Origin of the sequence: Citrobacter sp. Cf088 (genome assembly GCF_030334295.1) — a bacterium.
Classification (GTDB): Bacteria; Pseudomonadota; Gammaproteobacteria; order Enterobacterales; family Enterobacteriaceae; genus Citrobacter; species Citrobacter freundii.
Genome location: NZ_JAOWEE010000055.1, coordinates 152,331 through 165,732, shown reverse-complemented (window position 1 = coordinate 165,732; position 13,402 = coordinate 152,331). Strand labels below are relative to the sequence as shown.

Genomic DNA, 13,402 nt, shown 5'->3' with positions numbered 1-13,402 from the left:
GGGAAATCGTGGCTGCGCCGTAAATTATTATCATTGTTTACAAGGGCGCAGCCCTAATTTTCAGGCCGCACGCAGTTAAGATAGCAAATCTTAAATAATTTGTTACATGAATCAGTTAAATGTGTGAAGCGTAGCATTTAAATCATAATAACTAATATGTTTCAGCCAGTTGAGAAAGGAGTATCACGATGAAAAAAGTGGGTGTAGTGCTCAGCGGATGCGGCGTGTATGACGGTGCAGAGATCCATGAAACTGTTCTCACGCTTCTGGCCATTGCCCGCAACGGCGCTCAGGCCGTCTGCTTTGCTCCGGATAAACAGCAAGCGGATGTGATTAATCATCTGACCGGCGAGCCGATGCTGGAAACGCGTAATGTACTGATTGAAGCCGCACGTCTAACACGCGGTGAAATTCGCCCGCTCGCTCAGGCAGTCTCAGCGGAACTGGATGCGTTGATCGTGCCGGGTGGGTTTGGTGCGGCCAAAAATCTGAGCAATTTTGCCAGTCAGGGCAGCGAATGCCGGGTTGACAGCGATTTAGCCGCGCTGGCGGTGGCCATGCATCAGGCGGGTAAGCCGCTAGGATTTATGTGCATTGCGCCCGCTATGTTACCTAAAATTTTTGATTTCCCTCTGCGTCTGACCATTGGTACTGATATCGATACGGCAGAGGTGCTGGAAGAGATGGGCGCTGAGCATGTGCCTTGTCCGGTTGATGACATTGTCGTCGATGAGGACAACAAAATTGTCACCACGCCCGCCTATATGCTGGCGCAGGATATCGCTCAGGCTGCGAGTGGCATCGATAAACTGGTATCGCGTGTGCTGGTGCTGGCTGAATGAGAACAGGAGTTACCGCCTTTCTGCGACGTATCTTTCTGCGGGCGGTCATTGTCCTCGGCGTATTCTGGGGCGGGGGCATCGCACTTTTCAGCGTGATGCCTGTGCCTTTCTCGGCGGTGATGGTTGAACGGCAACTGGGCGCATGGCTGTCCGGTGATTTTGGTTATGTGGCGCACTCAGACTGGGTGAGCATGGACGAGATTTCACCTTGGATGGGACTGGCCGTCATTGCCGCGGAGGACCAGAAGTTTCCCGAGCACTGGGGATTCGATGTCTCCGCCATAGAGAAAGCGCTGGCGCACAATGAACGCAATGAAAACCGTATTCGCGGAGCGTCGACGTTATCGCAACAGACGGCGAAAAACCTCTTTCTGTGGGATGGACGTAGCTGGGTACGTAAAGGTCTTGAAGCCGGGCTAACGCTGGGTATGGAAACCGTCTGGAGCAAGAAACGTATTCTGACCGTTTACCTAAATATCGCTGAGTTTGGCGATGGGGTTTTCGGCGTGGAGGCGGCGGCGCAGCGCTATTTCCATAAGCCTGCCAGTCGGTTGAGTCTGTCTGAAGCGGCCTTGCTGGCGGCGGTATTACCTAATCCTTTGCGTTTTAAAGCGAATGCGCCTTCTGGTTATGTGCGTAGCCGTCAGGCGTGGATCATGCGTCAAATGCGCCAGTTAGGCGGTGAGTCGTTTATGCGGGAAAATAAGCTGTATTAATTGCTGCTGTCGCTGTTTTTGTAGGCCTGATTTAAGTGCAGCGCATCAGGCACAATACGACACAATGGCATTGCCGGATGCGGCGTAAACGCCTTATCCGACCTACTGGCTACGTGTTAAAACCACTTGACTAATCTTCATCAAAACCTGAATTAAACAGGGCAACCACTGCGGCAAGGGCTTCAACTTCCTGCGGACCCGTGGCTTCAACTTCTATCTGACGCCCTTTGGCTGAATCCAGCATCAGCAGAGCGATAACGCTGTTGGCCTCGGCTTCCGTTCCTTCATCATTACGCAGCAAAACTTCTGCTTCGAAACCCTGCATCAATTCAAACAGTTTCATAGCTGGACGGGCATGCATGCCCAGCTTATTAGTGATTTCAACGGTTTGCTTCACGGTCATGATTTACGTTTTTCCAGCGTACGATGGCGTGACTGCACGTTTTTACCGCGTGAGCGGAAGTAGTCTGCCAGCTGCTCTGCAATATACACCGAACGGTGCTTCCCGCCGGTACAACCGATGGCTACGGTGAGATAGCTACGGTTGTTGGTCTCCAGCATGGGTAACCATAGCTCAAGATAGCTGCGCGTCTGGTAGATAAAATTGTGTACTTCTGTGTGCCTGTCGAGGAACGCGGCGACGGGGCGGTCAAGACCGGTCATTGGGCGCAGCTTCGGATCCCAGTGCGGGTTAGGCAGGAAGCGCACGTCAAAGACGTAATCCGCATCAATCGGGATACCGTGTTTGAAACCAAAGGATTCGAAAACCATCGTCAATTCACGTTCACGTTTGCCCAACAGTCGGGTACGCAACATTTCCGCCAGTTCGTGCACGGACATTTCGGAGGTATCAACGATCAGGTCAGCGCGAGAGCGCAAAGGCTCAAGCAAATCGCTTTCCTTATCGATAGCGCTTTCCAGAGACAAGTTCTTGCTGGAGAGTGGGTGCAGGCGACGCGTGTCACTGTAGCGACGAATCAGCGTGTTACGGTCAGCATCAAGGAACAGCAGTTGTGGTGAGAAACCTTCAGGCAGATTGTTCATGGCCTGCTCGAAAATCTCCGGGGACTCAGGCATGTTGCGCACATCAATGCTGACGGCCGCAGAAATCTGGCGATCGGCCAGAGTACGAGCCAGATCGGGCAACAGCACTACGGGAAGGTTATCCACGCAGTAAAAACCCATATCTTCCAGCGCACGCAGAGCGACAGATTTACCTGACCCTGAACGGCCGCTGACGATCATCAGTACCATGTACTGTTTCTCCTCACAACGACAAAAAAGGATGCCATTGGGTTGTTATGCTTCATCCTGTCCACCTTCGGTGTCCGTGATGATTTGATACAACTCCTGGTCACTCTGTGCGGCGCGCAGACGACGACAGATGGTTTTATCCGCCAGACGTTTTGCGACCAGTGACAACGTATGCAAATGCGTCTTGGTTTGGTCCGCCGGAACCAGCAGGGCGAACAGCAGATCGACTGGCTGATTATCAATAGCGTCGAAGGCGATAGGCGTTTCAAGTTGCACAAACACACCAACCGCGCGCATCGTGTCTTCTTCCAGCTTTCCATGCGGGATAGCAATACCATTACCGATGCCGGTACTGCCCATTTTTTCACGCGTCAGAATGGCCTCAAATACCACCTGAGAAGGCAAGCTGAGCTGTTTTGCCGCCAGTTCACTGATGATTTCCAGTGCGCGTTTCTTGCTTTGGCAGTGAACGCCTGCGCGTGTACATTCCTGGTTAAGAACAGTGCTCAGTTGTAGAGTCGTATCGTTATTTGTCATAATTTCACCTAAGCGCTAACTGTACAAATGGCCCGTTGTGCTACACAACAGGCCGTCCTGCACCCGCTAACTGCCCGGACAAGTTAGTGCTGTTTCAGTTTATCTTTATGTTTTGTTAACTGCCGAGCCAGTTTATCAATTAAACCGTCAATGGCGGCGTACATATCCTGACCTTCCGCGCTGGCATGAATTTCGCCACCGTTCACATGCAGCGTTGCATCCGAGATATGTGTAACCTTCTCCACTTTCAACACAATATAGACCTGATTAATCCGGTCGAAATATTGTTCAAGCTTGGCAAATTTTGTATTAACAAAATCGCGCAGGGCTTCAGTGATTTCGACGTTGTTTCCAGTGATGTTGAGCTGCATAGTGTCTTCCTTATCGGTTGGGTCAGACCAGCTGTTTGCGCTGGTTAGACGGCGGAATGGATAAAGACTCTCGGTACTTCGCAACGGTGCGGCGTGCCACCATGATACCCTGTTCTGACAGCATAGAGGTTAACTTGCTGTCACTCAGTGGTTTCGCGGGGTTTTCCGCAGCAATTAATTTCTTCACCAGCGCACGGATCGCCGTGGATGAGGCTTCGCCTCCACCTTCAGTGTTAACGTGACTGGAAAAGAAATACTTCAATTCAAAAATGCCGCGCGGACTGTGCAGATACTTTTGCGTGGTCACACGGGAAATGGTCGATTCGTGCATCTCGACGGCCTGGGCGATATCCGCCAGCACCATCGGTTTCATAAACTCTTCGCCTTGCTCAAAGAAGGCTTGCTGTTGTTCAACGATGCAACGACTTACGCGCAGCAGTGTATCATTGCGGCTTTCCAGGCTTTTAATCAGCCACTTCGCATCCTGTAGATTGCTACGGATAAACTGACTGTCGGCATCGTTGCGCGCGCTATTGCACATAGCGGCGTAGTGCTGGTTAATCTGCAGTCGTGGGATGCTGTCGCTGTTGAGTTCGACCACCCAGCGATCGTTATGCTTACGCACCAGCACATCCGGAATAACGTATTCTGGTTCGCCAGTCTGGATCGACTGCCCAGGCCTTGGATCCAGTGACTGAATAAGATTGACGGCTTCTTTTAGCACGTCTTCTTTCAGTCGGGTCACGCGCATCAGCGTGCGGAAGTCATGGTTGGCTAACAGGTCGAGATGATCGCTGATGATCAGGCGCGCTTCTTCCAGCCACGGTGTGGCTTTATCAAACTGCGAAAGTTGGATCAGTAAGCAGTCGCGGAGATCTTTAGCGGCCACGCCTACGGGATCAAAGCGCTGAACGCGTTTAAGCACGGCTTCGATTTCGTCCATACCGACGTCGTCATCGCCCATGCTTTCGAGAATATCGTCCAGGGTCACGGTGAGATAACCGGTTTCGTCTACCGCATCCACAATGGATGTCGCAATGGCGCGATCGGTATCCGAGAACGGGGTCAGTTCCACTTGCCACATCAGGTAATCCTGTAGTGATTGCGTGGTCTCACCTTGATACACAGGCAGCTCGTCGTCGATGTAATCTCCGCTGGTGCCCGAAGGCGTCCCGGCGGTATAAATTTCATCCCAACTGGCATCGAGTGGCAGCTCCTCAGGCATCTCTTTTTGTTCGAGAGCATCAGCGGTGTCGAGGGTTTCGCTGTCCTGTTTTTCCTGGGTATCAATTTCGTCGTGAAGATCGGTTTGCTCGAGCAGTGGGTTACTTTCCAGCGCTTGCTGAAGTTCTTGCTGAAGTTCCAGCGTGGACAGCTGCAACAGACGGATAGCCTGTTGTAGCTGAGGCGTCATCGCCAGTTGTTGGCTAAGCCTGAGTTGCAAACCTTGCTTCATGTTCAGAGTTGTTTTCTCCTGCGGTGACGTGAAGTCTTCTACCCTATCAGAGTCTGAAGTCTTCCCCAAGGTATACGCGCTTAACGTGCTCATCCTGCAGTATTTCTGTTGGCGTGCCGTGCGCGATCAGGTGCCCCTGACTCACGATATAGGCGCGCTCACACACTGCCAGCGTTTCGCGGACGTTATGGTCGGTAATCAGCACGCCAAGGCCGCTGTCGCGCAGGTGTTCGATGATCCGTTTGATATCAATAACGGAAATCGGGTCAACACCGGCAAACGGTTCATCCAGCAGGATAAATTTCGGATTAGCGGCCAGTGCGCGGGCGATCTCCACGCGGCGTCGTTCACCACCGGAGAGCGACTGCCCCATACTGTCACGCAGGTGCTCTATGTGGAATTCTTCCATCAGCTCGTTGGCGCGATCTTCCCGCTGCTCGCTGGTCAGATCGTCACGAATTTGCAGTACCGCCATCAGGTTATCAAACACGCTCAGGCGACGGAAAATCGATGCTTCCTGCGGTAAGTAGCCGATGCCGCGACGCGCGCGCGCATGCAGAGGCAGCAGGCTGATGTCTTCGTCATCAATGATAATGTTACCCGCATCGCGCGGGACAATGCCGACCACCATGTAAAAGGTTGTTGTCTTGCCTGCACCGTTAGGACCGAGCAGACCGACGATCTCCCCGGAGTTGACGGTCAGACTGACATCTTCCACCACACGACGGCCTTTATAGGCTTTTGCAAGGTTCTTTGCAGTTAATGTTGCCATAACGAATCAGTTACCTTTTTTCTCTGCCGGAGCCTTGTTTTTGTCCTGCAACTGCGACGGAACCAGAACGGTGGTGACGCGTTTGCCTTTATCGCTGAAGGCCTGCATTTTCTGCTCTTTTACCAGATAGGTGATCTTATCGCCCGTGATGTTGCTATCGAGCTGTTCCAGATACGCCTTGCCGGTTAGCACGACAAAGTCTTTCGCCAGTTCATAGTGCATCTGCGAGGCGCGGCCTTTAACCGGTTTACCGTTGTCCTGCATCTGGTAAAACGTCGCTGGATTGCCATAGCCGTCAATCACTTCTTTGCCGTCTTCGCCGCCAGGACGGGTCACGACGACTTTATCGGCGTTAATTTTGATGGTGCCCTGAGTCACAATCACGTTGCCAGTAAACGTTACCACGTTGCCCTGCATATCCAGGGACTGCTGGTCCGACTCAATGTGAATCGGCTGCTCGGTATCGCCGGTGACGGCAAATGCCGGAATGCTGGCGGCCAGAAGTGAGCTGGCAAGTACAAGATTAAGGCTGAGTTTGTTTGTTTTGGATTTCATATGAGGTTCTAACCTTTTCAATCAGCTCGGCGTTCTTGCTGCGTAAGTTGCCGCGCATCTTCAGTCCGCTGGAGTTAAATGTTGTGCCATACAACGTCACCAGATCATCGGAAGTGACATCTTGTGTCACCAGGTTAATCTGCGCGTTATCGGTCGTAATTCTGCGTAGTTGAGAGTCAGGCACCAGGGCGTTAACCTCAACATGGCCGTACAGATACAGCATCCGATCGTTGGTCAATTTGGCTTTATCGGCCTTGATCGTCCAGGTCGGTACTTTATCCTTATCAAATGTGGTTAATACTGGTTGAGTAAACCACGAAACCGCTTGTTCCGAATAATATTCAACGTGTTGTGCGATCAAGTGATAGCTCAGCGCGCCTTCCGGACTATACACGACGGTATCAGTATGTTCGCTCTTATAGGTTGGCTCGTTGTTATTGACGACGACCTGAGCGGTGTCCTCTTTGTCTGCCAGATTAATACCAATCATCACAAGGACAGCCAGAGACAGTAGAATGATAACCCAACGTCTGGTTTTGCTCATATCGATTGCCCTTTGGCCTCGTCCAGTTTGCCCTGCGCCAGGAGTAATAAATCGCAGACTTCACGCACAGCGCCACGTCCCCCATTAATACGGGTGACATAATCGGCCCGCGGGATCAGCAAAGGGTGGGCATCTGCCACCGCGACGCTCAATCCCACTTGTGCCATCACCGGCCAGTCGATCAGGTCATCGCCAACGTAGGCGACATTCTCCGGCGCGATCGCCAGTTTGCTAAGGAGATCGCCAAAAGCAACCAGTTTGTCTGACTGTCCCTGATACAGGTGGGTGATCCCCAAAGTGGCACAGCGATCTTCTACAAGTTTAGCCTTTCGTCCGGTAATAATGGCAACCTCAATACCGGAAGTGAGCGCACAGCGAATTCCGTAACCATCGCGGACGTTAAAAGCCTTCAGCTCTTCACCGTTGTTGCCCATATAAATCAGACCATCAGACAGTACGCCATCCACATCCAGGATCAGCAAACGGATGTTTTCTGCCCGGGTGATAACGTCTGCGCTGACGGGTCCATAACAGGTCGCAAGCGACGCACCTGCTTTACTCATTTTCGTTATCCTTGAGTTTCTTACACTACACCTGCACGTAGCAGATCATGCATATGTAACACACCGAGTAACTGGTCGCCATCAGCAACCATTACCGAGGTGATATGGCGGGACTGCATTAAGTTCAGGGCATCGACGGCAAGAATACCCGGACGCACGCGAATGCCTCCAGGGGTCATCACATCGGCAATGCCTAACTGGCGTACATCAACGCCCATATCGAAGACACGACGTAAATCACCATCGGTGAAAATACCGTCAATCTTCATGGCATCATCGCAAATGACGGTCATGCCGAGATTTTTACGCGTGATCTCAATTAAGGCGTCACGCAGGCTGGCGTTTTTGGTTACATGCGGGATCTCGTCGCCCGTATGCATAATATCGTTAACGCGCAGTAAAAGCTTACGGCCCAGTGCGCCACCGGGATGAGACAATGCAAAATCTTCCGCGGTAAAGCCGCGCGCTTTTAATAATGCCACCGCAAGGGCATCGCCCATCACCAGTGTTGCTGTCGTGCTGCTGGTCGGCGCCAGGCCTAACGGACAAGCTTCCTTGGGCACTTTAACACACAGATGCACATCTGCTGCACGCGCCATACTGCTTTCCGGACGACCGGTCATGCAGATAAGCGGTACATGAAGACGTTTTAATACCGGGATCAGCGCCGCTATCTCATTGGATTCACCGGAGTTAGAGATGGCGATGACCACATCCTGCGGCGAGACCATACCCAGATCGCCATGTGCAGCTTCGCCTGGGTGTACAAAAAATGAGGGGGTGCCGGTGCTGGCAAATGTGGCTGCCATTTTCCGCCCGATATGGCCGGATTTCCCCATTCCCATCACCACGACTTTGCCCGGGCAACTGAATATTTTCTCGCATGCCAGGGTAAAATTTTGGTTGATGTACTGATCAAGCTCCGCCAGGCCTTCACGTTCAATTGCCAGGACTTCCTTGCCTGCTTGCTGAAAGTCAAAACCCGGTTGCAACTCTAAGTGCGACATAATGCGTTTCCAGTTATCCAACGAGAAGTGGCGATAACCAATACAGCATCGCCAGCCATATGATAAAACCGCCGGTCAGCAGCGCGCCCGCGCCGCGACCAATCTGGCGCGGACGTCGCCAGCAGAGTAATGCAAAAATAACGCTCACCAGCAGCATGACGCTGTAGTCCCGGACGAAGGCCATCGGATTGACTTCGCCCGGCGTAATCAACGCCGGTAGCCCGAGGACGATAACAATATTAAAAATGTTCGCGCCGATAATGTTACCGACGGCAATATCGTTTTCACCTTTACGCAGACCCGCAATCGCCGTTGCCAGTTCCGGCAGGCTGGTACCAATGGCGACCACCGTCAACCCGATGGTGAGTTCGCTCATGGCGAAATAGTTCGCCAGTACGGTAGCGTTATCTACCACCATACGCGTAGCCATAGGCATAATAATCAGCGCAATACCCAACCACAAAAATGCGACGGGTAACCCGCCTTCGCGCGGCAGCTCAGCTATCTGCTCGCGTGTCAGGCTGTCATTGCCTTGTCGCTCGGCCAGACGAGCGATTTTAACAATGAATAGCAGCCATAGCACGGCCAGGAGCAGAAGAAAGAAACCGTCGCTGCGGCTCAACTGCCCGTCATACAGGACGGATGCAGCTAAAATACTTACCAGCAACATTAGCGGTAATTCACGACGCAGAACATCAGAATGCACGGTAAAAGGATGAATCAGCGCCGACAGGCCTAAAATAAGCAGAATGTTGGTGATGTTAGAACCTATGGCGGTCCCTACAGCCAGATCGAGTTGCCCATTCATCGATGCGGCAACGGAGACAATGATCTCCGGTAACGACGTACCAATGCTGACCACGGTCATTCCGATGATAATGGGGGGAATACCGACGTTTCGACATAAAATGGATGCGGCAAATACCAGACGGTCGGCACCGTAGACCACCAGAAGTAAACCAATTATTAACAGCGCCGTCGCTAAAAGCATCTAAAGTCCTTTCTTCAGGTATACTCGCCGGTCCTCTTGAAGGATCTTCTGGAAGCCGTAACGAAGTCTTAATTTTGACTTTATGCGGCTAAAAAGTAAAACAAATGCCAGCTTTCGCTAACCAGGACAGGCAATAATCTGTAAATATGTTGAGTTCAGGGCTAAATTGAGCGCCAAACTCTTCGATCAACAAGGCAATAGTAAAGGATGAATCAATGGGGCAGTCTGTGGCGAATCTAGTCGATATGCGCGATGTCAGCTTTTCCCGGGGCGACCGCTGCATCTTTGATAATATTTCCCTGACGGTACCGCGCGGTAAGGTGACGGCAATCATGGGGCCATCAGGCATCGGCAAAACGACGCTGTTGCGTCTGATTGGCGGACAGATCTCACCGGATAAGGGCGAGATTCTGTTTGACGGTGAGAACGTCCCGGCCATGTCCCGTTCGCGTTTATTTACCGTGCGTAAGCGCATGAGTATGCTGTTTCAGTCAGGTGCGCTATTTACCGACATGAATGTGTTTGACAACGTTGCGTACCCTCTGCGCGAGCATACGACGTTGCCAGCGCCGTTGCTGAAGAGCACGGTGATGATGAAGCTCGAGGCCGTCGGCCTGCGGGGTGCGGCCAAATTAATGCCTTCTGAATTATCCGGTGGGATGGCGCGCCGCGCTGCGTTAGCGCGTGCTATCGCGCTGGAGCCTGACCTCATTATGTTTGATGAGCCGTTCGTCGGTCAGGATCCCATCACCATGGGCGTGCTGGTGAAGTTGATTTCAGAACTGAACAGCGCGCTGGGTGTCACCTGTGTGGTGGTATCCCATGATGTGCCTGAAGTACTGAGTATTGCGGATTACGCCTATATAATGGCGGACAAAAAAATAGTGGCCTACGGTAGTGCTCAGGCGCTACAAGAAAATGCCGATCCGCGCGTACGCCAGTTCCTTGACGGCATTGCCGATGGACCGGTTCCGTTCCGTTACCCGGCGGGTGACTACCATATCGATTTACTCTAAACAGGGAGTTAAGCCACCCATGTTGTTAAATGCGCTGGCATCACTCGGACATCGAGGAATAAAAACCCTCAGGACGTTCGGGCGAGCCGGATTAATGTTGTTCAATGCGGTTGTCGGCAAACCGGAGTTTCGCAAACATGCGCCGCTGCTGATACGCCAGCTTTATAATGTCGGTGTCTTATCGATGCTGATCATTATTGTGTCAGGCGTATTCATCGGTATGGTGTTGGGATTGCAGGGATACCTGGTGCTGACGACCTACAGTGCGGAAACCAGCCTCGGTATGCTGGTGGCGCTGTCATTGTTACGTGAGCTGGGGCCGGTTGTTGCGGCGCTGCTGTTTGCCGGGCGGGCCGGATCGGCCTTAACTGCAGAGATTGGTCTGATGAGAGCGACCGAGCAGCTTTCCAGCCTGGAAATGATGGCCGTCGATCCACTGCGCCGGGTGATCTCTCCGCGTTTTTGGGCCGGTGTCATTTCATTGCCGCTGCTAACGATTATATTTGTCGCCGTGGGGATCTGGGGTGGTTCTCTGGTTGGCGTAAGCTGGAAGGGTATTGATGCGGGCTTTTTCTGGTCGGCTATGCAAAATGCCGTCGACTGGCGTCTGGACCTGGTCAACTGTCTGATTAAGAGCGTGGTGTTCGCCATTACGGTCACCTGGATTGCATTGTTCAATGGTTATGATGCGATCCCGACCTCTGCCGGGATTAGCCGGGCAACGACACGCACCGTTGTGCACGCCTCTCTTGCCGTTCTGGGGCTGGATTTTGTGCTGACCGCACTGATGTTTGGGAATTGAGTTCATGCAAACGAAAAAAAATGAAATTTGGGTCGGGTTATTCCTGCTGGTTGCGCTGCTGGCTGCGCTGTTTGTCTGCCTGAAGGCGGCGAACGTTACCTCAATGCGTACTGAACCGACTTACACGATTTATGCGACCTTTGATAATATCGGCGGCCTGAGAGAGCGTTCTCCGGTGCGGATTGGCGGGGTGGTAGTTGGACGCGTATCGGACATCTCGTTAGATCCGAAAACGTACCTGCCGCGCGTGACGCTGGAAATCGAATCGCGTTTTAACCATATTCCTGACACCAGTTCTCTGAGCATCCGTACTTCCGGTCTGCTGGGCGAACAGTATCTGGCATTGAACGTGGGTTTTGAAGATCCTGAGCTGGGAACGTCTATCCTCAAAGATGGCGGTACGATTCAGGACACGAAATCCGCGATGGTGCTGGAAGATATGATTGGTCAGTTCCTTTACAACAGCAACAGCAAAGGTGATGACAATAAGAATTCTGGCGATGCGCCAGCCGCAACTGAAGGCAATAATGAAGCCACTACGCCTGCGGGCGCAACGAAATAATATCAGGAGAATCGACGTATGTTTAAACGATTGATGATGGTGGCTATGCTGGTGATTGCTCCACTTAGCGCGGCAACCGCAGCAGACCAGACTAACCCGTACAAACTGATGGATGAGGCGGCGCAAAAGACCTTTGACCGTCTGAAAAACGAGCAACCAAAAATCCGTTCCAACCCCGATTACCTGCGTCAGGTCGTCGATCAGGAACTGCTGCCTTATGTGCAGGTTAAGTATGCCGGTGCGCTGGTGCTGGGTCGTTACTACAAAGATGCGACTCCTGCCCAACGTGAAGCCTATTTTGCTGCATTCCGTGAATATCTGAAGCAGGCTTACGGCCAGGCACTGGCGATGTACCACGGCCAGACCTATCAGATTGCCCCTGAGCAGCCGTTGGGTGATGCGACCATCGTACCTATCCGCGTAACCATCATCGATCCAAACGGTCGTCCTCCGGTACGTCTGGATTTCCAGTGGCGTAAAAACTCCCAGACCGGTAACTGGCAGGCGTATGACATGATCGCCGAAGGCGTAAGTATGATCACCACCAAACAAAATGAGTGGAGCGACCTGCTGCGTACCAAAGGTATTGATGGCCTGACGGCACAGCTGAAATCTATTTCTCAGCAGAAAATCACGCTGGAAGAGAAAAAATAATGACGCAGTCACTCACCTGGACGCGCGAAGGCGACAAGCTGGTGCTGGTGGGAGAGCTGGATCAGGACGTGTTAAATCCCTTATGGGATGCGCGAATTGAGGCGATGAAAGGGGTATCCTGCATCGATCTGAACCAGGTATCCCGGGTAGATACCGGCGGTCTGGCGTTACTGTTGCATCTGATTAATCAAGGCAAGCAGCAGGGAAACAGCGTTTCGCTCACTGGTGTTAACGATAAAGTGTACACGCTGGCGCAGCTTTACAATCTGCCTGACGACGTCCTTCCGCGTTAATTTTTCCAGGCCGGATAAGGTCTTGTGCCGCTATCCGGCAAAACCCCTGAGGGGGATCTGCCACTAAAGCCTTGTCTGATTTATCAGCGAGGCTTTTTGCTTATTTATGACAGCGCCACTTTGCTCTAAGATGTTGGGCTGTTTTCACTATCTGACGAATGAAGAGCCCATGGAAAATAATGAAATTCAGAGCGTGCTGATGAATGCACTCTCCCTCCAGGAAGTCCACGTTTCTGGCGACGGCAGTCACTTTCAGGTTATTGCCGTGGGTGAGATGTTTGAAGGCATGAGCCGGGTCAAGAAGCAGCAATCGGTCTATGGCCCGTTGATGGAGTACATTGCGGATAACCGCATTCATGCCGTGTCGATTAAGGCGTTTACCCCAGCGGAATGGGCGCGCGATCGCAAACTTAACGGTTTTTGAGCTACGGGTGATGTGCCGGTAGCGAAGATAAATTCTTAACAGA

Annotated in this window: 19 protein-coding genes; 8 read left to right on the top strand and 11 right to left on the bottom strand. The window is 52.2% G+C overall.

Annotated elements, in window-relative coordinates; translation table 11 throughout:
* Positions 1-188 precede the first annotated feature (188 nt).
* Both elbB and mtgA read left to right on the top strand, forming a co-directional pair.
* On the top strand, positions 189-842 hold the full coding sequence (gene elbB / locus OGV71_RS20500) for an isoprenoid biosynthesis glyoxalase ElbB (protein ID WP_016151059.1): 654 nt from the start codon (positions 189-191) through the stop codon (positions 840-842).
* On the top strand, positions 839-1,558 hold the full coding sequence (mtgA, locus tag OGV71_RS20495; protein WP_003025087.1) for a monofunctional biosynthetic peptidoglycan transglycosylase: 720 nt from the start codon (positions 839-841) through the stop codon (positions 1,556-1,558). The genes elbB and mtgA overlap by 4 nt, the downstream gene beginning before the upstream one ends.
* Positions 1,559-1,688: 130 nt before the next feature.
* Here mtgA and npr read toward each other — a convergent pair whose 3' ends face one another.
* From npr to OGV71_RS20440, 11 genes are all read right to left on the bottom strand, one after another.
* Positions 1,689-1,961, bottom strand: coding sequence for a PTS phosphocarrier protein NPr (npr, locus tag OGV71_RS20490; protein ID WP_003025086.1), 273 nt, complete (start codon positions 1,959-1,961; stop codon positions 1,689-1,691).
* Entirely contained in the window at positions 1,958-2,812 is an 855-nt protein-coding gene (rapZ, locus tag OGV71_RS20485) for an RNase adapter RapZ (protein ID WP_003025085.1), read from the bottom strand. The genes npr and rapZ overlap by 4 nt, the downstream gene beginning before the upstream one ends.
* Before the next feature lie 45 nt (positions 2,813-2,857).
* Positions 2,858-3,349 carry a PTS IIA-like nitrogen regulatory protein PtsN gene (ptsN, locus tag OGV71_RS20480; RefSeq protein ID WP_003025083.1) on the bottom strand — a complete coding sequence of 164 codons (492 nt, stop codon included), beginning with the start codon at positions 3,347-3,349 and terminating at the stop codon, positions 2,858-2,860.
* A gap of 83 nt (positions 3,350-3,432) precedes the next feature.
* On the bottom strand, positions 3,433-3,720 hold the full coding sequence (gene hpf / locus OGV71_RS20475) for a ribosome hibernation promoting factor (RefSeq protein WP_003025078.1): 288 nt from the start codon (positions 3,718-3,720) through the stop codon (positions 3,433-3,435).
* 22 nt (positions 3,721-3,742) lie between these two features.
* Positions 3,743-5,176 (bottom strand): RNA polymerase factor sigma-54, encoded by a 1,434-nt coding sequence (rpoN, locus tag OGV71_RS20470; protein WP_003025074.1) that lies wholly within the window; start codon positions 5,174-5,176, stop codon positions 3,743-3,745.
* Between the two features lie 46 nt (positions 5,177-5,222).
* Positions 5,223-5,948 (bottom strand): LPS export ABC transporter ATP-binding protein, encoded by a 726-nt coding sequence (gene lptB, locus OGV71_RS20465; protein WP_003025073.1) that lies wholly within the window; start codon positions 5,946-5,948, stop codon positions 5,223-5,225.
* A 6-nt stretch (positions 5,949-5,954) separates the two neighbouring features.
* Positions 5,955-6,503 (bottom strand): lipopolysaccharide ABC transporter substrate-binding protein LptA, encoded by a 549-nt coding sequence (gene lptA, locus OGV71_RS20460; RefSeq protein ID WP_003025070.1) that lies wholly within the window; start codon positions 6,501-6,503, stop codon positions 5,955-5,957.
* Positions 6,472-7,047, bottom strand: coding sequence for an LPS export ABC transporter periplasmic protein LptC (lptC, locus tag OGV71_RS20455; RefSeq protein WP_003025068.1), 576 nt, complete (start codon positions 7,045-7,047; stop codon positions 6,472-6,474). Before lptC ends, lptA begins: the two co-directional genes overlap by 32 nt.
* Positions 7,044-7,610, bottom strand: a complete 567-nt coding sequence (gene kdsC, locus OGV71_RS20450; RefSeq protein WP_003025065.1) for a 3-deoxy-manno-octulosonate-8-phosphatase KdsC — start codon at positions 7,608-7,610, stop codon at positions 7,044-7,046. The genes lptC and kdsC overlap by 4 nt, the downstream gene beginning before the upstream one ends.
* A gap of 20 nt (positions 7,611-7,630) precedes the next feature.
* The gene (kdsD, locus tag OGV71_RS20445; protein ID WP_003025063.1) at positions 7,631-8,617 is read right to left on the bottom strand and encodes an arabinose-5-phosphate isomerase KdsD; all 987 of its coding nucleotides are present in this window, start codon (positions 8,615-8,617) and stop codon (positions 7,631-7,633) included.
* Between the two features lie 13 nt (positions 8,618-8,630).
* The gene (locus OGV71_RS20440; RefSeq protein WP_003839941.1) at positions 8,631-9,608 is read right to left on the bottom strand and encodes a calcium/sodium antiporter; all 978 of its coding nucleotides are present in this window, start codon (positions 9,606-9,608) and stop codon (positions 8,631-8,633) included.
* 215 nt (positions 9,609-9,823) lie between these two features.
* Here OGV71_RS20440 and mlaF point away from each other — a divergent pair, with 215 nt between their 5' ends.
* From mlaF to ibaG, 6 genes are all read left to right on the top strand, one after another.
* A complete protein-coding gene (gene mlaF / locus OGV71_RS20435; protein ID WP_003025057.1) occupies positions 9,824-10,624 on the top strand; it encodes a phospholipid ABC transporter ATP-binding protein MlaF in 801 nt (266 codons plus the stop codon).
* 19 nt (positions 10,625-10,643) lie between these two features.
* Positions 10,644-11,426, top strand: coding sequence for a lipid asymmetry maintenance ABC transporter permease subunit MlaE (mlaE, locus tag OGV71_RS20430; RefSeq protein WP_003025053.1), 783 nt, complete (start codon positions 10,644-10,646; stop codon positions 11,424-11,426).
* 4 nt (positions 11,427-11,430) lie between these two features.
* Positions 11,431-11,988, top strand: a complete 558-nt coding sequence (mlaD, locus tag OGV71_RS20425; RefSeq protein WP_003025050.1) for an outer membrane lipid asymmetry maintenance protein MlaD — start codon at positions 11,431-11,433, stop codon at positions 11,986-11,988.
* Positions 11,989-12,006: 18 nt separating this feature from the next.
* Complete coding sequence (gene mlaC, locus OGV71_RS20420) at positions 12,007-12,642, top strand: phospholipid-binding protein MlaC (RefSeq protein ID WP_003025047.1); 636 nt, start codon at positions 12,007-12,009, stop codon at positions 12,640-12,642.
* Positions 12,642-12,935 carry a lipid asymmetry maintenance protein MlaB gene (gene mlaB / locus OGV71_RS20415; RefSeq protein WP_003025045.1) on the top strand — a complete coding sequence of 98 codons (294 nt, stop codon included), beginning with the start codon at positions 12,642-12,644 and terminating at the stop codon, positions 12,933-12,935. Before mlaC ends, mlaB begins: the two co-directional genes overlap by 1 nt.
* A gap of 169 nt (positions 12,936-13,104) precedes the next feature.
* On the top strand, positions 13,105-13,359 hold the full coding sequence (gene ibaG, locus OGV71_RS20410; protein WP_003025040.1) for a BolA family iron metabolism protein IbaG: 255 nt from the start codon (positions 13,105-13,107) through the stop codon (positions 13,357-13,359).
* Positions 13,360-13,402 lie beyond the last annotated feature (43 nt).

What these genes read in the sequence shown, in the direction of transcription:
- lptB (WP_003025073.1), bottom strand. Translation starts at nt 5,948, where the DNA reads ATGGCAACATTAACTGCAAAGAACCTTGCAAAAGCCTATAAAGGCCGT.
- rpoN (WP_003025074.1), bottom strand. Translation starts at nt 5,176, where the DNA reads ATGAAGCAAGGTTTGCAACTCAGGCTTAGCCAACAACTGGCGATGACG.
- lptA (WP_003025070.1), bottom strand. Translation starts at nt 6,503, where the DNA reads ATGAAATCCAAAACAAACAAACTCAGCCTTAATCTTGTACTTGCCAGC.
- ibaG (WP_003025040.1), top strand. Translation starts at nt 13,105, where the DNA reads ATGGAAAATAATGAAATTCAGAGCGTGCTGATGAATGCACTCTCCCTC.
- npr (WP_003025086.1), bottom strand. Translation starts at nt 1,961, where the DNA reads ATGACCGTGAAGCAAACCGTTGAAATCACTAATAAGCTGGGCATGCAT.
- elbB (WP_016151059.1), top strand. Translation starts at nt 189, where the DNA reads ATGAAAAAAGTGGGTGTAGTGCTCAGCGGATGCGGCGTGTATGACGGT.
- ptsN (WP_003025083.1), bottom strand. Translation starts at nt 3,349, where the DNA reads ATGACAAATAACGATACGACTCTACAACTGAGCACTGTTCTTAACCAG.
- OGV71_RS20440 (WP_003839941.1), bottom strand. Translation starts at nt 9,608, where the DNA reads ATGCTTTTAGCGACGGCGCTGTTAATAATTGGTTTACTTCTGGTGGTC.
- mlaB (WP_003025045.1), top strand. Translation starts at nt 12,642, where the DNA reads ATGACGCAGTCACTCACCTGGACGCGCGAAGGCGACAAGCTGGTGCTG.
- mtgA (WP_003025087.1), top strand. Translation starts at nt 839, where the DNA reads ATGAGAACAGGAGTTACCGCCTTTCTGCGACGTATCTTTCTGCGGGCG.
- mlaC (WP_003025047.1), top strand. Translation starts at nt 12,007, where the DNA reads ATGTTTAAACGATTGATGATGGTGGCTATGCTGGTGATTGCTCCACTT.
- mlaD (WP_003025050.1), top strand. Translation starts at nt 11,431, where the DNA reads ATGCAAACGAAAAAAAATGAAATTTGGGTCGGGTTATTCCTGCTGGTT.
- mlaE (WP_003025053.1), top strand. Translation starts at nt 10,644, where the DNA reads ATGTTGTTAAATGCGCTGGCATCACTCGGACATCGAGGAATAAAAACC.
- rapZ (WP_003025085.1), bottom strand. Translation starts at nt 2,812, where the DNA reads ATGGTACTGATGATCGTCAGCGGCCGTTCAGGGTCAGGTAAATCTGTC.
- lptC (WP_003025068.1), bottom strand. Translation starts at nt 7,047, where the DNA reads ATGAGCAAAACCAGACGTTGGGTTATCATTCTACTGTCTCTGGCTGTC.
- kdsC (WP_003025065.1), bottom strand. Translation starts at nt 7,610, where the DNA reads ATGAGTAAAGCAGGTGCGTCGCTTGCGACCTGTTATGGACCCGTCAGC.
- mlaF (WP_003025057.1), top strand. Translation starts at nt 9,824, where the DNA reads ATGGGGCAGTCTGTGGCGAATCTAGTCGATATGCGCGATGTCAGCTTT.
- kdsD (WP_003025063.1), bottom strand. Translation starts at nt 8,617, where the DNA reads ATGTCGCACTTAGAGTTGCAACCGGGTTTTGACTTTCAGCAAGCAGGC.
- hpf (WP_003025078.1), bottom strand. Translation starts at nt 3,720, where the DNA reads ATGCAGCTCAACATCACTGGAAACAACGTCGAAATCACTGAAGCCCTG.